This window comes from Cyclobacterium qasimii M12-11B, from assembly GCF_000427295.1.
GTDB lineage: Bacteria > Bacteroidota > Bacteroidia > Cytophagales > Cyclobacteriaceae > Cyclobacterium > Cyclobacterium qasimii.
The window spans coordinates 83,440-104,776 of sequence record NZ_ATNM01000013.1 but is presented as its reverse complement, the minus strand read 5'-3'; the positions used below and the strand labels follow the sequence as shown (position 1 = coordinate 104,776).

General features: G+C 39.5%; 19 protein-coding genes, 1 pseudogene and 1 riboswitch. Of the genes and pseudogenes, 5 read left to right on the top strand and 15 right to left on the bottom strand.

Translation table 11 applies throughout. The features are described from left to right. Nucleotides 1-56 precede the first annotated feature (56 nt). Nucleotides 57-278 carry a hypothetical protein gene (locus tag ADICYQ_RS01210; protein ID WP_020891067.1) on the top strand — a complete coding sequence of 74 codons (222 nt, stop codon included), beginning with the start codon at nucleotides 57-59 and terminating at the stop codon, nucleotides 276-278. Here the strand turns inward: ADICYQ_RS01210 and argH are convergent. The 8 genes and pseudogenes from argH to ADICYQ_RS01170 all read right to left on the bottom strand — a co-directional run bounded on the left by argH (nucleotide 275) and on the right by ADICYQ_RS01170 (nucleotide 8,611). Further along, the gene (gene argH / locus ADICYQ_RS01205; protein WP_020891066.1) at nucleotides 275-1,609 is read right to left on the bottom strand and encodes an argininosuccinate lyase; all 1,335 of its coding nucleotides are present in this window, start codon (nucleotides 1,607-1,609) and stop codon (nucleotides 275-277) included. The two genes, ADICYQ_RS01210 and argH, sit on opposite strands and share 4 nt — an antisense overlap. Next, a complete protein-coding gene (locus tag ADICYQ_RS01200) occupies nucleotides 1,606-2,691 on the bottom strand; it encodes a M20 family metallo-hydrolase (RefSeq protein WP_020891065.1) in 1,086 nt (361 codons plus the stop codon). The genes argH and ADICYQ_RS01200 overlap by 4 nt, the downstream gene beginning before the upstream one ends. A 65-nt stretch (nucleotides 2,692-2,756) precedes the next feature. Further along, nucleotides 2,757-3,542 (bottom strand): acetylglutamate kinase, encoded by a 786-nt coding sequence (gene argB, locus ADICYQ_RS01195; protein WP_020891064.1) that lies wholly within the window; start codon nucleotides 3,540-3,542, stop codon nucleotides 2,757-2,759. Between the two features lie 13 nt (nucleotides 3,543-3,555). Continuing rightward, nucleotides 3,556-4,497, bottom strand: coding sequence for a Rossmann-fold NAD(P)-binding domain-containing protein (locus ADICYQ_RS01190; RefSeq protein WP_020891063.1), 942 nt, complete (start codon nucleotides 4,495-4,497; stop codon nucleotides 3,556-3,558). Nucleotides 4,498-4,502: 5 nt separating this feature from the next. Beyond that, nucleotides 4,503-5,651, bottom strand: coding sequence for an aspartate aminotransferase family protein (locus ADICYQ_RS01185; RefSeq protein ID WP_040413767.1), 1,149 nt, complete (start codon nucleotides 5,649-5,651; stop codon nucleotides 4,503-4,505). 52 nt (nucleotides 5,652-5,703) lie between these two features. Next, nucleotides 5,704-6,672, bottom strand: a complete 969-nt coding sequence (gene argC, locus ADICYQ_RS01180; RefSeq protein WP_020891061.1) for an N-acetyl-gamma-glutamyl-phosphate reductase — start codon at nucleotides 6,670-6,672, stop codon at nucleotides 5,704-5,706. Next, entirely contained in the window at nucleotides 6,659-7,864 is a 1,206-nt protein-coding gene (gene argG / locus ADICYQ_RS01175; protein ID WP_020891060.1) for an argininosuccinate synthase, read from the bottom strand. The genes argC and argG overlap by 14 nt, the downstream gene beginning before the upstream one ends. 52 nt (nucleotides 7,865-7,916) lie before the next feature. Continuing rightward, nucleotides 7,917-8,611, bottom strand: a pseudogene (locus ADICYQ_RS01170) (GNAT family N-acetyltransferase). A gap of 553 nt (nucleotides 8,612-9,164) precedes the next feature. Here ADICYQ_RS01170 and ADICYQ_RS01165 point away from each other — a divergent pair. Genes ADICYQ_RS01165 through alr form a run of 3 tightly spaced genes read left to right on the top strand, consistent with a single transcriptional unit; the run spans nucleotide 9,165 to nucleotide 13,548 of the window. After that, nucleotides 9,165-10,385 carry an ATP-grasp domain-containing protein gene (locus ADICYQ_RS01165; RefSeq protein ID WP_040413764.1) on the top strand — a complete coding sequence of 407 codons (1,221 nt, stop codon included), beginning with the start codon at nucleotides 9,165-9,167 and terminating at the stop codon, nucleotides 10,383-10,385. 17 nt (nucleotides 10,386-10,402) lie between these two features. Beyond that, nucleotides 10,403-12,397, top strand: a complete 1,995-nt coding sequence (locus tag ADICYQ_RS01160; RefSeq protein ID WP_020891056.1) for a hypothetical protein — start codon at nucleotides 10,403-10,405, stop codon at nucleotides 12,395-12,397. Continuing rightward, nucleotides 12,391-13,548: an alanine racemase gene (gene alr, locus ADICYQ_RS01155; RefSeq protein ID WP_020891055.1), complete on the top strand. Its 1,158-nt coding sequence runs from the start codon at nucleotides 12,391-12,393 to the stop codon at nucleotides 13,546-13,548. Before ADICYQ_RS01160 ends, alr begins: the two co-directional genes overlap by 7 nt. On the opposite strand, the gene ADICYQ_RS29985 is transcribed toward alr, so the two are convergent. The 7 genes from ADICYQ_RS29985 to ADICYQ_RS01130 all read right to left on the bottom strand — a co-directional run bounded on the left by ADICYQ_RS29985 (nucleotide 13,534) and on the right by ADICYQ_RS01130 (nucleotide 18,860). After that, a complete protein-coding gene (locus tag ADICYQ_RS29985; RefSeq protein ID WP_369073245.1) occupies nucleotides 13,534-13,998 on the bottom strand; it encodes a PA14 domain-containing protein in 465 nt (154 codons plus the stop codon). The two genes, alr and ADICYQ_RS29985, sit on opposite strands and share 15 nt — an antisense overlap. Before the next feature lie 131 nt (nucleotides 13,999-14,129). Next, nucleotides 14,130-15,167, bottom strand: coding sequence for an alkaline phosphatase family protein (locus ADICYQ_RS28005; protein WP_020891053.1), 1,038 nt, complete (start codon nucleotides 15,165-15,167; stop codon nucleotides 14,130-14,132). A 2-nt stretch (nucleotides 15,168-15,169) separates the two neighbouring features. Beyond that, a complete protein-coding gene (locus ADICYQ_RS28000) occupies nucleotides 15,170-15,451 on the bottom strand; it encodes a glycerophosphodiester phosphodiesterase family protein (protein WP_020891052.1) in 282 nt (93 codons plus the stop codon). Nucleotides 15,452-15,500: 49 nt separating this feature from the next. Then, on the bottom strand, nucleotides 15,501-15,878 hold the full coding sequence (locus ADICYQ_RS27995) for a glycerophosphodiester phosphodiesterase (protein WP_235114238.1): 378 nt from the start codon (nucleotides 15,876-15,878) through the stop codon (nucleotides 15,501-15,503). A 201-nt stretch (nucleotides 15,879-16,079) separates the two neighbouring features. Further along, complete coding sequence (locus tag ADICYQ_RS01140; protein ID WP_040413802.1) at nucleotides 16,080-16,469, bottom strand: VOC family protein; 390 nt, start codon at nucleotides 16,467-16,469, stop codon at nucleotides 16,080-16,082. Nucleotides 16,470-16,489: 20 nt separating this feature from the next. After that, complete coding sequence (locus ADICYQ_RS01135) at nucleotides 16,490-17,545, bottom strand: homoserine O-acetyltransferase family protein (RefSeq protein ID WP_020891049.1); 1,056 nt, start codon at nucleotides 17,543-17,545, stop codon at nucleotides 16,490-16,492. Between the two features lie 10 nt (nucleotides 17,546-17,555). Further along, nucleotides 17,556-18,860, bottom strand: a complete 1,305-nt coding sequence (locus ADICYQ_RS01130) for an O-acetylhomoserine aminocarboxypropyltransferase/cysteine synthase family protein (RefSeq protein WP_020891048.1) — start codon at nucleotides 18,858-18,860, stop codon at nucleotides 17,556-17,558. A gap of 191 nt (nucleotides 18,861-19,051) precedes the next feature. Further along, nucleotides 19,052-19,161, bottom strand: a riboswitch (SAM riboswitch). A gap of 501 nt (nucleotides 19,162-19,662) precedes the next feature. Here ADICYQ_RS01130 and ADICYQ_RS01125 point away from each other — a divergent pair. Continuing rightward, on the top strand, nucleotides 19,663-21,315 hold the full coding sequence (locus ADICYQ_RS01125) for a S8 family peptidase (protein WP_020891046.1): 1,653 nt from the start codon (nucleotides 19,663-19,665) through the stop codon (nucleotides 21,313-21,315). Nucleotides 21,316-21,337 lie beyond the last annotated feature (22 nt).

Below are 21,337 nucleotides of genomic sequence, written 5' to 3'. Positions count from 1 at the left end.
CTGAATTTTTGCAGGCTATTGATAAGACTTTATCTTTGCGTCAAATGAATTATGCTATGCAGACATTGGTAACCTTGTTTATTTTCACAATTTGTTACGGATTATTATTCCTTTCAATTTTTCCAGTTAAGCCACTTCAAAAAATCAATGATTTTACGCATAGCGCAAAAAAAGCCATGTACAAACAATATGATTTGACATGGCCTTATTTTTTCTCCTTTCTTGGAGGATATTTAATGGCTTCGGTGATGGTATACCTTATTCAGGATTCCATCTAAGCCTTATTTTTCCAAAGAACTTCTTCCGCTTTTTCCGCATTGGAAAAGTCTACCTTTGTCTGCTCCATTTTGTTTTTAATCTCTTTCAAACAAAGTTGCCCTATACTACCTTCATGCGTATGTTTGATTTTTTTTCCAGGAGTAAAAGCGCCTTTTTCTATGTCCATCCCTACCTTTTTGTAAGCATCTCTAAAGGGAACACCATCTAAAACAAGTCTATTTACCTCTTCTACACTGAATAAATACGCATAAAATCCATCATCTAGAAGGTCTTGTTTGATGTTAATGTTTTCAAGCATCAACTGGGCGATTTTTAAACTGTCATTTAATTGTTCGAATGCAGGGAAAGTGGTTTCCTTTAACAACTGCAAGTCACGGTGGTAGCCTGTACTTAAATTGGTAAGCAGCATCATTATTTGCTGTGGATAGCTTTGGATTTGATTTGTCTTGGCGCGAATCAATTCAAAAACATCAGGGTTCTTTTTATGGGGCATTATGCTGGACCCTGTAGTCAATTCATCTGGAAAGCTTATAAAACCAAAATGCTGGTTCATAAACATAATGGAGTCTGTCGCTAGCCTGTTCAATGTCCCGGCTGTACCTGCCATTGCAAAGGAAAGCGTTTTTTCGGTTTTTCCTCTACTGTTTTGCGCATTGATTACATTATAATGCATGTCCCCAAAACCCAACAATTCTGTTGTCATGGTTCTGTTTAATGGGAAAGAACTGCCATAACCAGCCGCTGATCCCAAAGGGTTTCTGTTGGCCAATTTGTAAGCAGCTTGCCATAGGTCCATGTCTTCTGCCAAGCCTTCAGCAAGTGAGCCAAACCACAAACCAAAAGAAGAGGGCATTGCCAATTGGGTATGGGTATAGCCAGGCATCAAGTCATCTTTGTGCTTTTCAGCCAAAGAGGTAAGCAATTGAAAAAGATTTTCAATTTCCGTTACCGTTTCTTTGATGGCCTTTCTGTAATACAATTTCAGGTCTACTAAAACCTGATCGTTTCTGGATCGACCACTGTGTAATTTTTTACCTACATCACCATACCTTTCGGTGAGTAAAAATTCCACCTGGCTATGTACATCTTCTACTCCCGGAGCAATGCTAAATTTCCCTTCAGCTATTTCTTCCCGGATTTCTTTTAACCCCTTTATTAAAATCTTCAACTCATCCTTTGTTAGCAGGCCTATAGACTCCAACATGATGGCATGTGCCATCGATCCTGTTACATCAAAAGGGGCTAGCAGAAGATCAAATTCAGGATCTCTTCCTATGGTAAAAGCTTCTACTTCTTTCTTACTGGTTTTGTCTTTTTGCCAAAGCTTCATTGGGTGGTTCTTTTTGTTATGGAAAAATAATTTTCCAAGAGTGTAACATATAATGAGATTCCTTCTTTCAGTTCATCAATATAAATAAATTCGTCAGCAGTATGGGACCTGGCTGAATCCCCAGGGCCTATCTTGACTGAAGGAAAAGGGATCAGGGCCTGATCTGACAATGTAGGGCTACCATACATTCCCAAGCCCATCTTTTTAGCGGTTTGAACCATTGGATGATTGTCCGCTATAAAAGATGATTTTAAGCGGAGAGACCTAGGGGTAAGTTCCGCTTTTAAATTGGTTTTTAACTCCTGAAATGCTTCTTCTAAAGTATAGGCATCCGTTACCCTCACATCTAATGTGTAAGTGCATTTGTCAGGAACTACATTGTGCTGGCTACCAGCATTTATGATGGTGGCTGATACCTTGTTTGGCCCTAGAAAAGGAGATTCTTTTTGAAATTTGAAATCCCTGATCGTCACAAGGTCTTCAAGGGCCTCATAAATTGCATTGGTGCCTTCTTCTCTCGCCGCATGACCTGCCACTCCTGTTACCACTGCATCTATTACCATTAAGCCTTTTTCCGCCACGGCCATAGCTAATAGCGTAGGCTCACCTACGATGGCAATTTCAAGTTCGGGTAGTTCTGAAAGGACAGATTCAATGCCACCTCGGCCGCTTATCTCTTCTTCGGCAGAAGCTACCATGACCAGGTTCACAGGCATTTCTTTTTCGTAATAATATACAAAAGTGGCCATTAGACTTACAAGGCATCCTCCGGCATCATTGGAGCCAAGTCCGTATAACTTCCCATCTTTTTCCACTGGGGAATAGGGGTCAAGGGTATAACCTTGGTTCGGTTTTACGGTATCATGATGTGAATTGAGCAGAAGGGTGGGCAAGCTTGAATTAAATAGCTTGTTGAAAGCCCAGATATTGTTACCTTTTCTATTGGTCTTTATTCCTTTGTCTTCAAAAAAAGCCTGAATTAAATCAGCCGTCTTATCTTCCATTTTACTTAAAGATGGCGTGCTGATAAGTGACTTCAGAAGATCAATTGCTTCAATTTTTAATTTTGCTAAAGCTTCCAATTATTTTTATTGGTTAAAGTGGATTCAATTCCCCACAATATGATAGTTATTCAATGGAAATCGTATTACAACGATTCAATGGTTGTCCCGGCATTTTCTCCCTTAGCTGCAAGAAGCAGGTTTTCGGGTAAGCCCATCCATACATTGGACACTCCTTTATTAAGCGCATTGAATGCATTTTCCAATTTAGGAATCATTCCAGAATGGATCACCTGATCCTGAAGCAATGCTTTGAAAATGTCTTCATTGATCAAAGGAACCAGCGTTTCCGGGTCATCAGCATCCATTAAAACACCTTTTTTGTCAAAACAGAAGTAAAGCTTCACATTGTGGCTTTTTGCCAATGCAGTCGCTATTTCAGAGGCAATGGTGTCCGCATTGGTATTGAGCAATTGCCCCTTCCCATCATGGGTTATGGCTGAAAATACCGGTGCTATATTTTGTCCCAGAAGGGTTTCAAGTAATGTAGTATTAACGTTTTCTATATCTCCTACAAAACCAAAATCCACGTCTTTTATTGGGCGCTTTCTTGAAGTAATGGCATTGCCATCTGCTCCGGTAAGACCAATGGAATTCTGTCCGTAAGCTTGTAGTTCAGCCACCAGGTTTTTATTGATCAGGCCGGCGTAAACCATGGTGACTACATCCAATGTTTCTTTGTCTGTAATCCTTCTTCCATTGTGCATATTGGGGACAATCCCCAATGAACTGCCTATGCGGCTTGCCATTACTCCTCCTCCATGAACAAGTACTTTTACTCCGGGGAAATGAGCAAATAACTTTAGAAACTCCGTACAGTTTTCCTTGTGATCTATTACGTTTCCGCCGATTTTAATTACACTGATATCCATTAGGGATTGTTTTTTAAAGCATAGTGTCAATTACTGCCTGAGCAGCAAAGATCCTGTTTTTTGCTTGATTCTGGACAAGGCTACGTTTGCCATCTAATATTTCATCACTCAACTCAAGGTTACGCCTTACTGGTAAGCAATGCATTACTTTTGCATGGGTGTTGTCTCCGAACTTGTCCTCATTCAATAACCAGTCTCCTGTAACGCTAAGGATTTTGCCATAAGGAGTAAAAGCACTCCAGTTTTTTACATAGACGAAATCAGCATCTGCAAGCGCTTTGGTCTGGTCGTATTCTATGGTAGCACCATTTGTGAATTTTTTATCCAACTCGTATCCATGGGGATGTGTGATGGTCAAATCATAATCACAACCTATTGCCCATTCTGAAAATGAATTGGCTACGGCATGAGGGATGGCTTTGATATGAGGGGCCCAGGTAAGCACTACTTTTGGCTTCCTTTTTTCTTTGAAATTTTCTCGGATGGTCACCATATCAGCCAGACTTTGCAATGGATGTCGAATGGCACTTTCCAGACTAATTACGGGCACTCCAGAATATTTGATAAACTGATTGATAACAAAATCGCTGATATCTTCTTCCTTGTTAGTAAGGGTAGGAAATGCTCTAATGGCCAAAATATCAAAATATCCGCCCAAGACAGCAGCAGCATCCCTGATATGTTCTACCTTGTTTTGGTTCATTACAACACCATCTTGCATCTCCAGTGCCCAGCTTTCTTTGTCCATATTGAGGACAAAGCTTTCTACGCCAAGATTGGAAGCAGCCAATTGGGTGCTCATTCTTGTCCTCAAACTTGGGTTTAAGAAAATCAAGCCGATACGTTTCCCATTGCCTTTGTTTTGATTGACCCTGGGGTCTACCTTGAAAGCCAGTGCTTTTTCTATTAGACTATTGGCAAGGTCAATGTTTTCAAATTTGGTAAAGTTTATCATGACTTTTATTTGGTCTTCCTGCTATTAATTACTTCTCTAAAACTCTTAAGGAATAGCTGCAATTCTTCCTGTTTCACGCAAAGTGGGGGCAGTATTCGAATGGTGTTTTTTGAGGCAGCACTTCCAGTGAATATATGGTGCTTACTGATTAGTTCTGAACGATACCCAGCAGCTTCTTCTGTAAGATCAAATCCTATCATCAAGCCTTTTCCCCTTATTGCAGGAATTTCTGGAAATCCATCCTTCAACTCTCGCATTAAAAATTCACCCAAGGTATCGGCATTGGCCATAAGTTTTTCTTCTTCCAAAACTTCCAGGACGGCAAGTCCCGCAGCACATGCCAGGTGGTTTCCTCCAAAAGTAGTTCCCAATAAACCGTATTTGGCTTCAATGTCTGGATGGATCAATACGCCTCCAATAGGGAAGCCATTTCCCATTCCTTTTGCAATGGTGATAAGGTCAGGAGATAACGCTTCTTCCCACTGATGGGCAAAAAACTTTCCTGTACGGCCATAACCTGATTGAACTTCATCCAGGATTAGTTTGGCGCCGTATTTTTTTGTTAGTGTCGAAAGACCGGTCAGAAATCCTGATTCAGCTACCTGAATACCATTGACGCCTTGAATTCCTTCTATGATGACAGCTGCAATTTCTCCACCTTTCAATCTTTGCTCTACTGCTTCCAGGTCCCCTAAAGCCTCAAAGAAAACTTTATGCCCACTATTAAAAGGGGCGACAATCTTCTTATTGTCGGTAATGGCCACTGCTCCAGATGTCCTTCCATGAAATGCACCGTGAAAGGCTATTACGCCCGGTTTTCCAGTCTCAAAAGAGGCCAGTTTTAATGCGTTTTCATTGGCTTCAGCTCCAGAGTTACACAAAAACAAATTGTAGGATTCATACCCGGAAAGCGCTCCCAGTTTTGTCGCCATTTCATTTTGAAGTGGGATTTGTACTGAATTAGAATAAAAGCCTATTTTATTCAATTGCTCGCTTATCCTTTGGACATAGTGAGGGTGGGAATGGCCAATGGAGATTACGGCATGGCCTCCGTACAAGTCAAGATATTTTTGATCCTTATTGTCCCAAAGATAAACGCCACTGGCCTTTTCAGGTGTGACATTCATGAGGGGGTAGACGTCAAACAATTGCATATAGTATGTGTTTGGGGACAGGTCGGTGCTGCTGTCCGATAGTCAATATTTTTTAAAAGGCTGCGCTTTTTAATTGTAAGCCCGTTTTTTCATCAAGTCCAAATGCCAGGTTCATGTTTTGAACCGCCTGACCAGAAGCACCTTTTACCAGGTTATCAATGGCCGAATAAACGACCAATTGACCCGCTTCTATTTTAAGATGGACCAGGCATTTATTGGTATTGACTACTTGCTTCAATTCAATGTCATTTTTGCTGACATGGGTATATGCCGCATCTTTATAAAATGCAGAATAGGCTTCGTAGGCTTCTTCCAGGCTTCCTTCAAATGGGAAATAAGCAGTTACCCAGATTCCACGGGAGAAATTACCCCTATAAGGGACAAATAATACCTGCTGCTCAAAAGAGGGGGTAAGTTGTTTGAATGTTTGATTGATTTCATTCAGGTGCTGATGCGTAAACAACTTGTAAACAGATACATTTTGATTCCGGTGACTAAAATGAGTGGTTTCGGAAAGCTTTTTACCTGCTCCGGTACTGCCTGTAAGTCCTGTGACATGCAAGGAATTTTTCACCCATCCTTTTTTGATGGCAGGAAGCAGAGCCAATTGGATGGCGGTAGCAAAACAGCCTGGATTGGCTATTTTTTTTGCGCCTTTAATTTTTTCCCGATTCACTTCTGGCAAACCGTAGACAAAACCATTGGTTTCATTCCTGAAATCTGTGCTTAGGTCTATTACGGTAGTATTGGCATCAAATGCATGTTTCTCTAAAAATGGTTTTGCCTGTCCATGGGGCAGGCATAAAAATACCAAGTCAAGATTGCTTGTGTCAATTTGATCTGTAAATGTAAGCGATGCATCTCCGATTAAATCGGGATGCACCTCTTCTAAATTTTTGCCTTTTTGACTATTGCTATGAATCCATTTTAAGTCCACATTAGGATGGTGTACCAACAAACGAAGCAATTCTCCTCCAGTATATCCTGCAGCACCAACTACGGCTGTTTTAATGATTTTCATTGTCTAAGCTTTTATTTACTTTATGGAAAATGGCTGTTTGATTGCCCAGGATTTTAGTAAATCCTTTGACATCTTCTGCCGTATAGCCTTTATTCATCTCGCCATAACTACCAAATTTTGAGGACATCAGGTCGTGTTCTGAATTGACGCCAATCATACTGAACCTATAAGGAGCAAGTTGTACTTTTACGACGCCACTAACATAAGTTTGTGTATCTGTCATAAATGCCTCCATGTTACGCATTACCGGATCCAGGTAATGACCTTCATGCAAATGATTGCCATAAAATTCCGACATCTGATTTTTCCAATAGCTTTGCCATTTGGTCAGCGTGTGTTTTTCTAGTAGTTGATGGGCTTTTATAATGACCAAAGGACCTGCGGCTTCAAAACCTACGCGTCCTTTTATTCCAATGATGGTATCTCCCACGTGAATGTCTCTCCCAATGCCATAAGGACTTGCCAATTCTTGAACCTTTAATATAGCGGCTACAGGGTGATCAAATTTTTCTCCATTTACACCTACCAATTCACCTTTTTCGAAAGTAAGTTCAATAGTTGCTGGATCCGTAACACTTACCTGTGTAGGATAAGCACTTTCTGGAAGCGCCTGATCAGAAGTTAACGTTTCCTTACCACCAATAGAAGTACCCCAAATACCTTTATTGATAGAGTAGGCAGCTTTCTCGAAGTTCATGGATACACCATGTTTCTTTAAGTAAGTGATTTCTTCCTCCCTGCTTAATTTCAAATCCCTGATAGGAGTGATGATTTCTATATCGGGTAATATCGTTTGAAAAATCATGTCAAACCTTACCTGATCATTCCCCGCACCAGTGCTACCATGGGCTATTGAAGTAGCTCCTATGCTTTTAGAATATTCAGCTAAAGCTTTGGCTTGCAAAATCCTTTCAGCACTAACAGAAAGTGGATAAGTCTGATTTTTTAATACGTTGCCATAAATCAAAAACTTAATCACTTCGTCGTAATAAGTAGAAATGACATCAAGAACTTTAAAGGAGGCTACTCCTAATGTTTTTGCCCTTTCACCAATACGCTCCAATTCCTCCTGCTCAAATCCTCCTGTATTGACCAATACTGCGTGCACTTCATAACCTTTTTCTTTGCTAAGGTGAATGGCGCAGAAGGTGGTGTCTAGACCTCCGCTATATGCTAAAACAACTTTTTTCATACAATTAATACCTTTTATTTAAGAGTGCTACCCTAAAGCAACATATATGTTATTATGATTGGTTTACTTTATCTTTAACTTTTACTAGTGCTTCTTTTCCTTTGGCAAAATTAAGAAACATGGACCGTTTGATATTGACCAATCGTTCGAAAAGACTAAGATTCTTTTTGAATTCGGAGGATAATTTCTTTTGCTCTGCCTTTTTTACGTTTTTGGTTCGTAGAGCATGGCAGTACACAAGCAATTTGACCTGTTTTTGCTCATGAGTATTGGATAATTGACACAACTTTGGCATCCTTTCCAGAAGTCTTCATCTGTAGTAAGGTCAGAATAACTAACCGGATAATAGCCAAGTTCGGAGTTGATTTTCATTACCGCAGCTCCAGTAGTCAAACCAAATATTTTAGAATCCGGGTATTTTTTTCGGCTAAGCTTGAAAACTTCCTTCTTGATTTCCCTGGCAAGTCCGAATTTTCTGAAATTAGGGGAGACGATCAATCCTGAATTGGCCACAAACTTACCATGTCCCCATGCTTCAATGTAACAGAATCCTGCCCATTCGCCAGTATTAGTAAGCGCAATTACGGCTTTGCCTTCCCGCATTTTTGTTTTTATATATTCTGGGGATCGCTTTGCTATACCTGTACCTCTTGCCTGCGCAGATTGTTCCATTTCGTTAGTAATGGTTTCTGCATATTGGCAATGCTCTTCTCCTGCAGGTTTAATAATAAATTTTTGATTAAACATTGTAGCATTTTTTTGGCTTACCGTCATCTCCCATCAAATCGCTATTGACGGACAGCCCTAAGAAAATTTTTTGAAATGAATGATTGAAATGCTTTTGGAAATAGAAATATCCACATAGGATATATTAAAAGAGTTTAGGGACTAAGCCCTAAATAAGGTCCTGTAGGTTTTGATAGGACCAAATATCGGATACCCGGAATGGTTATTCAGGGTCAAATTAAATTTAAATGATATGTTTACTTCTTTCTTCATGCTAAACCTTGCAAATATTTATTTATTTCATCAAAAATACAAATTTAACAGGGATATTATGTGATGCAAATGTCATTCAAAGCCAATTATCAAAAATAATGCCCATTGTAGTGTTGCCTTTCCTTTATTATCCCTCATTTTTTACCCTAGCTTTATGTTTTAGAATTGGGTTTTACCATTAAAGTTTGATTATATGAAGATGTTAATTAAATATAATAGGATATTTTTTTTATTTTATTTGAAAATTGACTTTAGCCTATTTTTTGTTGTCTACTGTACCTGAACCAAAATTATTAGAAAAATGGCAAAATGTTTTGCGCTGATGGGTTGGAGTTTACCCGTCATAGAAAGTATGCAAAAACTCAATAAACCTTTTGTAGTCGTTTCATTCCCGGATTTTGAAAGTTATGCCAAAGAAAATAACATTCCTTTTGTATCCTACCAGTTTGATGAGTGGAGTGATGCTTCCAATTCTTTGGATTTGAAAGATAAGTTAGATGCTTATGGTGTGGATGTGGCTGTTCCTTTGTTTGAAGAAACAGTAGAATGGGCAGGAGCTTTAAACTCATTGTATAGAGATGATCCTAAAGTATTGAATCGGGCATTCCTATTTAGGAATAAAGCGATGATGAAAAGGAAAGCACTGATAGGTGGATTGAGAGTTGGGCTTTTTGAAGAAGTTTACAGCAAAGAGGGAGTCCTTAATTTCATGAACCGACTCAATCAGGCGAATTTGCAAGTGGATGGAGAGGAAGATAGCTGGGTACATATCAAACCGTTTGCCTCAGCAGGAACGGTAGGGCATCGCCTTTTAAGGTCTAAACAAGATGTGGAAGAAAAATGCGAAGTTGAAGATTTCCCCTGTCTTGCAGAAAGTCACCTGGCTGGCAAAGAGTTTTCATGTGAGGCATTTATTCATGGCGGTAAAATCCGTTTTATGAACATCACAGAATACGTTAAGTTGGGTTATTCTAATTTTATTCCCGAAGGAAATTACCTTCATACCAAAAGGGATAGGATTATGAAGGAAATGCAAAAACTAGTTGATCTTTTCGGTATTCAGTATGGTATGATCCACCCTGAATGGTTTCTTACGGAAGACGATGAGCTGAGTTTTGGTGAAGTAGCATGTAGAATCCCTGGAGGGCATATATTGGAACTATGCGGTCAAGCCTACGGTTTTGATGCGCTGGCAGCCTTTGTTTGTTGTCATGACCCGGAGTTGACAGAAGAAGAACTAAATGAATTGTTACCTCCATTGGATGCAAGACCGAGCACTTTTTATGGGAACGTAATGATTTATCCGCATAAAAATTTAATATCAAAATTAATCATCCCAGAAGAACTGAAGGAAGAGCCTTATTTTCTGGACCATAATCTGATACCCCCACTGACCAATCAAAAGGTCAATTCAAGAGAAGGTTTCGGAAATCACTTTGGTACCGTTAATTTTAAAGGAGACGATCCTGATCGAATGACTGAATTGTTGCTACATTATGAAAATGTAGATTTTTATCATTAAGAATCTGAATAACTAATATGCAAGAGGGAGTGATCTCAATAAGTAACTTAGAATCCTTTGACGAGTTATTTGAGAGCTATAAATCAGCCACCGTGCTGACAAGAGGAGAAAAAGCACAAAAAATATTAGGACAACTGGATGCCTGGTGTAATACAATAGAAGGGATTCAGCAAATTTACGAACGCATTCCTGCCATGGACCAGGCTGGGATACTCAAAGATACTCCATGGGAAAATCCTTCAAGATTGGTTCCCCAATTGGTGAATGGGACCTATAAGAGTGGACACCCCAATTCAACTTATGAACTGCTTAGTGAGCTAAGGATGTTGGCATTGGCCCGAGGTAAAATTGAAGCGTCTGAAAGCATGAAGGAAGAAGCAGAGAGTTACCTGCAAGAAGCCCTTGTTCTAAACCTGGAGTTTGTTTTTAATGAGCCGCAGGAAGAAACCAGACTTTTGATGAGTGAGCATGAATTAAAAAAGGTGCATTCCTTGTTTGGCTTTGTATCGGAACAGATTCAGTTGTCAAAGGTGAAAGCTGCGCTGGTAGAAGAGCTAGAACTTATTTGTGAGCAAAGGCCAGTCGTAACTGAAAAACAGCGTAGAATTATCGCTTTGGTTAAAGAGAAGATTGAGCTTGATCCCAATGATCCTGCAGATACTGCTTTGCTAGCCTTTCAGCGTTCTATTTATAGGCCTACTTCAGGTACTGTAGATAAAACCTTCGCTGAATATGGTGAATATTTAAATGGTTTGAAGGAAACTCAACTTGAGACTGAAGCCGAGCAAATAAGTGAAAGTATGCTGTCCTATGGCTTGGTTAGCACCTACCATGCGACGCTGTTGCTGTTTTTGGTGAAGGAGAAAAAATATGATTTGGTTGCCAAATGTTTAGCACTTGATGAGGCTGGTGTGGTTAGATTTAACGAACACCAGGAATTCGTTTGTTCAATAATTGCTGATGTAATTCACCCATACAATGCACAATGTATTTATGGACTGTCAAAGACTTTAGAAAATGGGGTGCTGTCCAGAACGGCGGTAAGAGCCGGTTTACACAACCTGCTTACCATTTCACTACATCCTAAAGTCGAGGAAAGAATCATTAAATCGGTAGGAAGTTCAACTTCTGCCGTCAGCCCAAAACAGTATTTAATAGGTGCATTGTTAAGGATCCTGGGACAACCTTTAGGAGTAGGGCAGGGGAACAACCCTACTTGCCAGAGTGCAAGAGGGATAAGCATGTGGAGTCAACATGCTCCGGCTAAATTGATTCATATGGTTCATTCTGCGGCTGTTCATGACGACTTAAGTTTCCGATTTGAAGGAAGTGAAATCAAATATTCAGAATCTGCTTTGGGTTTGGTTCAGAAATTGGATCACCAGCTTGATGCAGTGTCTGTAACGTTGGTGCCGATGCTGGATAAAATCTACAATGAAATGATGCGGAGAGCGTCAGGTAGAGGGGAAGACCCACATAAATGGGTGAATCCGGGCTTGTATGGGCAATGGATCCAAATAGGCTTTGCCTCTGCCTATGATTATCTTTCAAATGCAATTGTTGATTTTGATGGCTTCCTTAGAGTGTTTTATGGGATGTGTCACCCGGAATACAATGGCGGCCATCGGTTAGTTTACCCTAATCCTGTTGGGATCTTTATTACTACTGCCAAAGGGGAGATGTTAGGCTTTCACGCCATATCTTTACTTCGCGTGGAAAAAGACCCGAAAGGAGAAGAAAGGGCGTATTTCCTAAATCCAAATAATGAAGGAAGACAGAATTGGGGACAAGGAATTACTCCTTCTGTTTACGGAAATGGAGAAATTCATGGAGAATCATCTCTTCCTATTCATCAATTTGCGGCAAGAATCTATGCCTTTCATTACAACAACTTGGACGCAGCATCTAAAATGGATAAAATCCCTCAAAGTGAAGTAGATACCGTAAAGGAACTGGCCAAGGAAAGTTGGGGTAAATCTTATATCTGGTTAGAATTTAAAAAACAATGGTAAAGCATTCTTCTAGAATAGAATTAAATCAGGCTGCCTATAAGGGCAATATCAATTTTATTAGGAAAAAGATTGGTGAAATACCCATTCTCTCATCCGTGGTCAAGGCGAATGCCTATGGCCACGGCATTGAGGTGTTTGTACCCATGGCAGAGAAATGTGGTATCAATCATTTTTGTGTCGCCTCATCTTTTGAGGCAGAACAGGTATTGAGTGTCTGTAAACCTGACAGCCGTATTCTAATCATGGGGATTATTTACGAAGAAGACCTGGGTTGGGCGATTTCCAATGGGATCGCATTTTTCGTTTATAATTTTAATAGGCTTTCTAAGGTCTTGGAAGCAGCTAAGAAGGTTGATAAAAAAGCCAAGGTTCACCTGGAGGTGGAGACAGGGGCCAATAGAACAGGCATGCATGCCAAAGAATTTCCTAAGGCCCTCACTTATCTAAAGCAACATCAGGACAATCTTGTATTTGAAGGTTTATGTACTCATTTTGGAGGTGCAGAAAGCATCTCCAACCAGTTTAAAATTGACCAACAACACAAAAAGTACAAAGCATTTCTTAAAATTTGCAAAGAGAGGAAGTTCTTACCTGAAATCAGGCATATAGCTTGTTCCGCTGCTGCTTTAGCCATGGCAGATACCGTTTATGACATGGTCAGGATTGGCGTGGCTCAATATGGTTTTTGGCCTAGTCCAGATATTTATTATGCTCATTTACACCAGACCAACAAAAAGTCGGATACTACCATGAAACGGATTTTCACCTGGAAAACAGATATAATGGATATCCGTACGGTAGATCAGGGTGAGTTTATAGGTTATGGAACGGCTTTTCAGGCAACGCAGGAGATGCAGATTGCTGTTATTCCCTTAGGCTATTCAAATGGTTACCCTAGAGCATTGTCAAATAGAGGGCAGGTATTGATCCATGGCAAAAAAGCGCCTATAGTAGGATTAATTAACATGAATTTGTTCATGGTCGACATTACACATATCAAAGAAGCCTTGGTTGGCGATGAGGTAGTTTTGATTGGCAGACAAAAAAACAATGTAATCAATGTCTCCAGTTTTACCAATGCCACCCAATTGTTGAACAATGAGATGCTTAGTCGTTTGCCATCAGCTATTCCCAGATCAGTATTGAAATAATTGGGTTTGGGGGCTTTCTTTACCTGAAAAACTTGTCGGTGAGTATTTGCTTGGGAACCCCTGGACCATCAATTTGAATTTGAATCTCTTGTCCCTGAGTGTCTTCAAAATACCAAACTTCAATGGGATGATTGCCTTTTGAAAGGTTAACTTGATTTTTTTTAATTGGCTGGAATGAGAACCATCATTGTCTACGACAACTTCTCCATTCAGTAATACTTTGCTTCCATCATCAGACTGAGAGAAAAAAGTGTATTTACCACTTTCTTTTATTTGAAGCGTAGCCTCAAATTTTACGGCAAAATGATCTGAACGGTGTGGTATTTCTTTAAGGCTAAACTCCTTACTGCTGCCTGATTTTACAATATTTAGACTTTTAAAATCAGGTATTTGTGAAAAATTTCCTTCATAATAATCCCATGAAATTTTACCGTTTTCACCATTTCCAATGCGGTATTGGTTGATTTCCGGTCGGCTGTAAATCCCGTTTTTATAAGTTACACTTGTTAGTAAGGTGCTTTCTTTAAGTTGAATGGGTGCGCTGTATGCTTTGCCTGCCTCTTTTGAAGGAGTAGATCCATCTAAGGAATAAAAATTTCTGCATCACTATCGTCTACTGTGATTTCTACCGTTAAAGGAGGTGTTGCAAAAAAGCCCTGTGTTGGAGAGATCAAGGGCATAGGTACATAGGGAGCAGAGATGCTATTAGGGTTAAAAGCTTCTAGTATAGGCCTTCCGATACCTGCCTTAGGCGGGGTTATTCCCAGTGCATATGCAAGGGTGACTGGAACATCGTAGATATAACAAGGTTTGCTGATGACCAATCCTTTATTAACCCCAGCTCCATACATGATTATTGGGATTTCAATTTCATTCAGGGTAGTGCCGCCGTGGCTAGTATTAATTCCACCGTGATCTCCAGTGATTATTATTAAGGTTTCATCCATCAGGCCAGCAGCTTCCAGTCGTTGAACGAAATCACCAATTAAACTATCGAAATGAGAGATTGCATTAAAGTATTCCTCAGAATCATGTCCTTTAGCGTGACCTTGATGGTCAATCTCGTCTATATTGAGGAATAGGAAATCAGGCTGATCTTCAAAAAAGGCATCTACTGCTTTTTCAAAGATAACATCGACTTTCTCTCCTCGGTAAATTTTGTCAACCTCACTTAAATCGAATAACCTGGCCAGTCCTCCCCATTCATAGAAAAAATGGACTTTTGAGGAAGGTATTTGGTCTTTTATCCAATTAATAAGGCTTGGATAAACACCCTCTTCTGTAGCAATTACAGGAGGCCAAATCTGTTTGTCTCTTTCCCAATCATTGTCATAGACTCCGTGTTGCAGAGGCCCAACGCCTGTTAACATGGCTGTCCAATTTGGGGAGCTATTTGTAGGCAATAAACAACGCGCAAATGGAGCAATTGCCCCATTTGCGGTCATTTTATTCATATAGGGAGTAGATGCTTTTTGGAATCCTCTGGCTCCAAAGGCATCAAGCCCGATCAGGATGGTATGCTTTACTTTCCGATCGGATGTAGTGGATTCATTGCAGGAAATGCTGATAAACAGCACCAGCAATAAAACAACACTACAGGAAACCCCTTTAAATTTCATTTTTATTTAATTAGTGAAAATAACTTTTCAGGTTCGTCTGTAGTAATAAAATCTACATTTTGATCCAATAGCCATTTCATGTCCTCTTCTTCATTGACAGTCCATACATTAACTGTCATGTTCAGGTCTTGCGCTTCCTTAATCCAATGTGGGTTTTTTTTCACATTTCTGATACTGTAATCAAAACCAAAGAATCCAGCGTCTTTTAGTTCTTGCGGGCTTTTATCTCCTCTAAGGTAAGCGACGTTTGCATTTGGGTCCAATGAGATAACTTTAAGTGCCATGTCATAATCGAAAGTGATATAGTCTACCCATTTTTCTGCTCCTAATTTTTTACAATAGCAACAGACTTTTCGGCAAGCTCAATTCCTTTTCTTTAGATACTCCTGAAGGCTTAATTTCGAAGATTAGCTTTGTTTTGCTTTGCTTCATGCCATGTTTGATGTATTCTTCTACTGTTGGCATTTTTTCACCATTGGGCAGTGGCTTTTCCAATAATTGAGCATAAGTAACTTCTTCAACCACCATTCCATCATGGTCAGCGTCATGATTGGCTACAAGCACTCCATCTGCAGTCATCCAGACATCAAATTCTGATCCTTCGCAGCCAAGGTCAATTGCGGCTTGCAAGGAAGCTAAGGAATTTTGAGGGTGTGGACTTGCTTTCCAGGCTCCTCTATGGGCGATTACTTTGTTTTTGTGAAATTCCATTTTTTGGGCAGTGCAGGATAAAAGACTTGCACATAATCCTAAGGTAATAATAAATTGATAAGACATTTAACTTGATGGTTGGTTTTCTTGCAATATTCTAAAAGAAATCACAATCCACAACTCATAGTTGAAAAATTATTGTTATTATAATATAGCAAGGGGACTAAATAATTTTCCATAGCCTTAAAAAATGAAATGAAATTACTCCCAAATCCCCTGGGGTATTATTTCAAGTACGTTGCCAAATGGATCCTCAAAATAAAAACTACTTAAGCCTTTTCCCCAGTCTTGGGTGTGGGTGACTTTAATTTCTTTCTTACTTAATTTATCCCTAATCTCCAGGTAATCTTCCGATTTTACCTCAAAGGCCAGATGCTGCTTTCCATAGGCATAATGGGGAGGTAAATTGATTTCGTTTTTTGTTACTTCTGGAAGAAAACAAAGCAAGACACTTCCCCCACATCTGAAAAACACATGTCTTCCATCCACTTTTGAAATCAAGGGCATCTCTAATTCCTGGTGATAGAATTTTTCTGCTATATCCAGGTCATCGATGTACAAACAAGTTTCCTTTATCTTAGTGTATGGAATCATGCATGTAGAATTTTTATTTAACCGTTATTTTCTAAATAAAAGGATTTTAAAAAATATTGCAATTGCTCGTATTCAATAAGGAAAGCATCATGTCCATAGATTGATTTTATTTCCCTATAGGTCCCTTTGGGGACGTGTTTGCTAATGTACCTGGATTCTTCACTTGTAAACAAGATGTCTGTATCCACTCCAATAGAGAGAACTTTGCATTTTATTTTTGAAAGTGCAACGGGGGTTCCTCCTCGGGACCTGCCAATATCGTGACTATCCATCGCTTTAGATAGGGTCCAATAGGACAGGGCATTGAATCTTTTGGCTAATTTTAGTCCTTGATACCTAAGGTAGCTGCTAATTTTAAAGCCATCTCTTTTCTCCTCTGTTTCTCCTTGGCTTTGCAGAAATGTCAAAGGATGCCTGTAACTAAGCATTCCTATGGCCCTAGCTGTTTCCAGCCCTTTTTTACCTGCTTCAGGATCTGAATCTCCCCAGGTACTGTCTGACTCAATCGCCATTCTCTGGGTTTCATTGAACCCAATGATCCAGGGGGAGGCTTTTGCATTGGACGCTACAATAATGGCATTTTCTAGTTTTTCTCCCAGGGTAACAGCCCATTCCAGGGCAACTTGTCCACCTAAAGAGCCTCCAATCACCGTATTGATTTTTTCTAAGCCCAAGTGAATTCTCAACTTATCCAAAGCTGCCGCAATATCCCTAGTAGTTATATTAGGGAAGTCATAATAGTATGGCTTTCCCAGCTTTGGATCATTGCTCAACGGTTGTGTTGAGCCATAGCAGGAACCAATGAAGTTGGCACAAACAATGAAATATTTGGAGGGGTCAAAGAATTTGTCCTCACCAATTAATCCAGACCACCATTCTTGTGGATTGGCATCTCCTGTTAATGCATGCAATACCCAAATCACATTGTCTTTATTAGTATTTAACTGGCCCTGGGTAGTGAAATTCAATTGGAATTCCGGAAAAGATTCTCCGGATTCCAAAAGTAATGCTTCCTGGCAATAGAAGATTTCTTGAGTCATTTCAATAGTCAAATGCGGCGATTGAAGGTTCATTTTAATGGTTTTATACTTTGTCGAAAGCAGCAGTAAGGTCGCCTTTCACATCTTCGATGTGTTCTATTCCCAAAGAAATTCTCAACATGGTAGGCGTTACACCTGAAGCTAACTGGGCTTCGTCAGAAAGCTGCTGATGCGTAGTAGCAGCAGGTTGAATGATCAAGGTTTTAGCATCTCCAACGTTGGCCAAATGGGAAATTAATTCCAAATTATTGATGAATTCTGACGCTGTTTCTTTTGTGCCTTCTATTTCAAAACTTAAAACACCACCAAATCCATTTTGAAGGTATTTTTTAGCAGTAGCGTAATAAGGACTGTTTGGCAGACCTGGATAATTTACAGACTTTACTTTTGGATGTTTTTCCAACCATTTTGCAAGCTCCAAAGCATTGTCTACTGTACGTTGCACACGAAGAGATAACGTTTCTAAACCTTGCAATAATAAGAACGAGTTGAAAGGGCTGATGGCCGGTCCAAAATCTCTAAGGCCTTCTACTCTTGCCCTGATAGCAAAAGCAATGTTTGGCAAACCTAAAGGATTATTGTCTCCAAAAGTATCCCAGAAATTCATGCCATGATAACCTTCTGATGGCTCAGAAAATTCAGGGAATTTACCATTGCCCCAGTTGTAATTACCACCATCTATAATGATGCCTCCTATAGAAGTCCCATGACCACCTATCCACTTGGTAGCAGAAGAAGTAACAACGTTTGCTCCATGTTTGATAGGTTGGCAAAGGTATCCTCCTGCGCCAAAGGTATTGTCAACCACTAAAGGAATGTCATGTTTTTTAGCAAGTGCAGCGATGGCCTCAAAATCAGGAACATTAAATTCTGGATTCCCGATAGTTTCTACATATATGGCTTTGGTTTTTTCATCGATTTTTTCAGCCAAATCCGCGACTTTGTCAGATTTTGCAAATCTAGCCTCGATTCCTATTCTTTTGAATGAAACTTTAAACTGATTGTAAGAACCTCCATATAGGTAAGGAGAAGTCACAAAATTGTCACCAACTTTTAGGAAGTTATTTAGTGCTAAGAATTGTGCTGCTTGACCTGAGGCCGTAGCCACAGCGGCCACACCACCTTCTAATGCCGCCATCCTCTTCTCAAAAACATCTGAGGTTGGGTTCATTATCCTTGTATAGATATTCCCGAATTCCTTTAATGCAAATAAATTGGCGCCATGTTCGGCTGAATTAAATGCATAGGAACTGGTTTGATAAATAGGAACTGCTCTGGAATTAGTAGTTGGATCTACTTCTTGTCCGGCATGAACCTGTAATGTTTCGAAACGATAATTTTTTGACATGTTATTTGTTTTTTAGGTTTGTTATCAATTCTAATAAACTTGTTTAAGTATACAATGTGTAAAACTACCGGGCGCTAAATACACCTAAGGCATGATTTTCCCATCCTTTTAGAAAAGAAAGTAAATGATTGAAGAAATACCTGGAAACTTTGCCCTTTTTTATGCTGTAAAATAAAATCATATAGTTTTTGAATTTATATTCCCAGATGTAAACTTTTTCATCTGGCAGGAATTGGCACCTTGGATTTTCCAGGTTGCCAGAGGGTCAACGAGCCTGTCTCTTGCCTCTTCTATATAAATCCTAGCTACTTCTAAAAAGTAAAAGGATTGTACAAAATAAACCTACATTGTTAAATATTCCAATAGATGACCGTAATTTTTTCTTTAAAAAGTAAATGAGTCAAGGAGTCAGTAAGTTACATAATTAAAAATTGAATGGAATAGGTAAAGTCAAACTGGTAACCATGCCCGCCCATAATGTTATTCCGTTGTCCACAGATAGGCTGCTTTCATGAGAATGGAACAGTTCTTGACAAGGTGTTGGAAAATATGTTGCCTCAAAATGGTTCCAGTCAACCGTGTCTTTGAAAGGGAAGCAGCATTTAAGGTTTTTAAGATGCCTTTTATTAATTATGTTTACGGCATTTATGACCTGTCTTAAAATTATACCACAAAAAGGATAATCTTACCGTAGAAGTTTTTGAGATTTGTTTCAAACTTAATCTTTGGTACCTTTCTATTCAAGAAAACACGAATAACAGCAATAAAAAATTTAATAAATCATATTTATACTTCAAATTTTATGCAAAGAAATTTCAAAACTTATTTTTATGCTTTTTTACTGGGGGTTGTCCTCAGTGGGTATGGTTCTGTTTCCGCATTTTCAGCGACTATATATCTTAAAGATAGTCTAGAAACGCCTGAAAATTGGTTTTTGCTTGATCCTATAGATGATGGCATAATGGGTACGGGTGCAGAAAAAGCCTATGAGAAATTACTTCAAGGGAAAGCTCCAAAAGCCATGATTGTGGTTGCTGTAATTGATTCAGGGATTGATATTACCCATGAGGATCTTCAGGGAAAAATATGGATCAATGAAGATGAGATTGCTGGAAATGGAATAGATGATGATAAAAATGGGTATATAGACGATGTCCATGGCTGGAATTTTATTGGGGGAAAAGACGGTTCTCAGGTAGACAATGATTCTCACGAATTGACCAGAGAATACATCCGAATGAAAGCCAAATACGGAGACATTGACAAAGAAGATGTCAAGCGTAAAAATAAAGAGGAGTTTGCCTATTGGGAAAGAATCAATGAAAACTTTGAGGAGACTAAAAAAGAGGCTGAATCCAACTACAACATGTACAATAACATGATGGAAGGTTTTTCGAATATGGCAGACATAGTGAAGAAGGAATTTGATGTGTCGGATTTTAGTGAAGCGGAATTAGCAGGATTCAATTCTGATGAGGAAGAAATTACTGCAGCTGTTGATATGTTGAAGCAAATGTTTGGGATGATTAGACTTGAAGATGCTAGTATCAATACCATCCTAGCAGAACTTGGAAAAGCGGTTGAGCATTTTGAAGTGCAAGCTAAATTTGCCTATAACGTTGATTTTGATCCTAGATACATTGTAGGAGATGACCCGGAAGATTACAAAGATAGCGATTATGGTAACAATGATCCAACAGGTCCAGACCCGTCTCACGGTACGCATGTGGCAGGAATCATTGCTGCCAATAGAGGGAATGATTTGGGAATAGAAGGGATAGCTGACCATGTTTTGATAATGGCAATACGGGCAGTGCCTAATGGAGACGAGAGAGACAAAGACATCGCGAACTCTATTAGGTATGCAGTGGATAATGGTGCCAATATCATCAATATGAGTTTTGGAAAATCTTACTCTCCAGGGAAAAAATACGTAGACAAAGCAGTCAAATATGCAGAGAGAAAAGGAGTACTCTTAATCCATGCTGCTGGCAATAGCGCTAAAGAAGTTACACCAAAAAATAATTATCCAAACAGGTGGTTTGCAAAGAGAGGTACTTCAGATGTATGGATAGAAGTAGGTGCCTCTGGCCCTAAAGAGGACGAAAACCTTGCTGCCTCTTTTTCTAATTTTAGTAAAGAAGGTGTAGACCTATTTGCGCCAGGTGTAGACATTTACTCTACTGTCCCTGGTTCAAAATACGAAAACAACAGTGGCACAAGTATGGCTGCTCCTACTGTTTCTGGCGTTGCGGCCTTATTGCTGGCCTATTATCCTGAGCTTGAGCCTGAGGAAGTAAGAACTATTTTGAAAAACTCTGTATATAAAGTTGGAGAAGATCAGGTTAATCTTCCAGGACAAGACGAAATAGTAAGTTTTGGAGACCTTAGCCAAACAGGAGGTATAGTGAATGCTTATCAAGCCATTCAGATGGCTGAAAGAATGGCCAAATAGTTGATTACCTGAATACGCATGA

What these genes read in the sequence shown, in the direction of transcription:
- ADICYQ_RS01210 (WP_020891067.1), top strand. Translation starts at nt 57, where the DNA reads ATGCAGACATTGGTAACCTTGTTTATTTTCACAATTTGTTACGGATTA.
- argH (WP_020891066.1), bottom strand. Translation starts at nt 1,609, where the DNA reads ATGAAGCTTTGGCAAAAAGACAAAACCAGTAAGAAAGAAGTAGAAGCT.
- argB (WP_020891064.1), bottom strand. Translation starts at nt 3,542, where the DNA reads ATGGATATCAGTGTAATTAAAATCGGCGGAAACGTAATAGATCACAAG.
- ADICYQ_RS01190 (WP_020891063.1), bottom strand. Translation starts at nt 4,497, where the DNA reads ATGATAAACTTTACCAAATTTGAAAACATTGACCTTGCCAATAGTCTA.
- ADICYQ_RS01185 (WP_040413767.1), bottom strand. Translation starts at nt 5,651, where the DNA reads ATGCAATTGTTTGACGTCTACCCCCTCATGAATGTCACACCTGAAAAG.
- argC (WP_020891061.1), bottom strand. Translation starts at nt 6,672, where the DNA reads ATGAAAATCATTAAAACAGCCGTAGTTGGTGCTGCAGGATATACTGGA.
- argG (WP_020891060.1), bottom strand. Translation starts at nt 7,864, where the DNA reads ATGAAAAAAGTTGTTTTAGCATATAGCGGAGGTCTAGACACCACCTTC.
- ADICYQ_RS01165 (WP_040413764.1), top strand. Translation starts at nt 9,165, where the DNA reads ATGGCAAAATGTTTTGCGCTGATGGGTTGGAGTTTACCCGTCATAGAA.
- ADICYQ_RS01160 (WP_020891056.1), top strand. Translation starts at nt 10,403, where the DNA reads ATGCAAGAGGGAGTGATCTCAATAAGTAACTTAGAATCCTTTGACGAG.
- alr (WP_020891055.1), top strand. Translation starts at nt 12,391, where the DNA reads ATGGTAAAGCATTCTTCTAGAATAGAATTAAATCAGGCTGCCTATAAG.
- ADICYQ_RS28005 (WP_020891053.1), bottom strand. Translation starts at nt 15,167, where the DNA reads ATGAAATTTAAAGGGGTTTCCTGTAGTGTTGTTTTATTGCTGGTGCTG.
- ADICYQ_RS28000 (WP_020891052.1), bottom strand. Translation starts at nt 15,451, where the DNA reads ATGGCACTTAAAGTTATCTCATTGGACCCAAATGCAAACGTCGCTTAC.
- ADICYQ_RS27995 (WP_235114238.1), bottom strand. Translation starts at nt 15,878, where the DNA reads ATGGAATTTCACAAAAACAAAGTAATCGCCCATAGAGGAGCCTGGAAA.
- ADICYQ_RS01135 (WP_020891049.1), bottom strand. Translation starts at nt 17,545, where the DNA reads ATGAACCTTCAATCGCCGCATTTGACTATTGAAATGACTCAAGAAATC.
- ADICYQ_RS01130 (WP_020891048.1), bottom strand. Translation starts at nt 18,860, where the DNA reads ATGTCAAAAAATTATCGTTTCGAAACATTACAGGTTCATGCCGGACAA.
- ADICYQ_RS01125 (WP_020891046.1), top strand. Translation starts at nt 19,663, where the DNA reads ATGCAAAGAAATTTCAAAACTTATTTTTATGCTTTTTTACTGGGGGTT.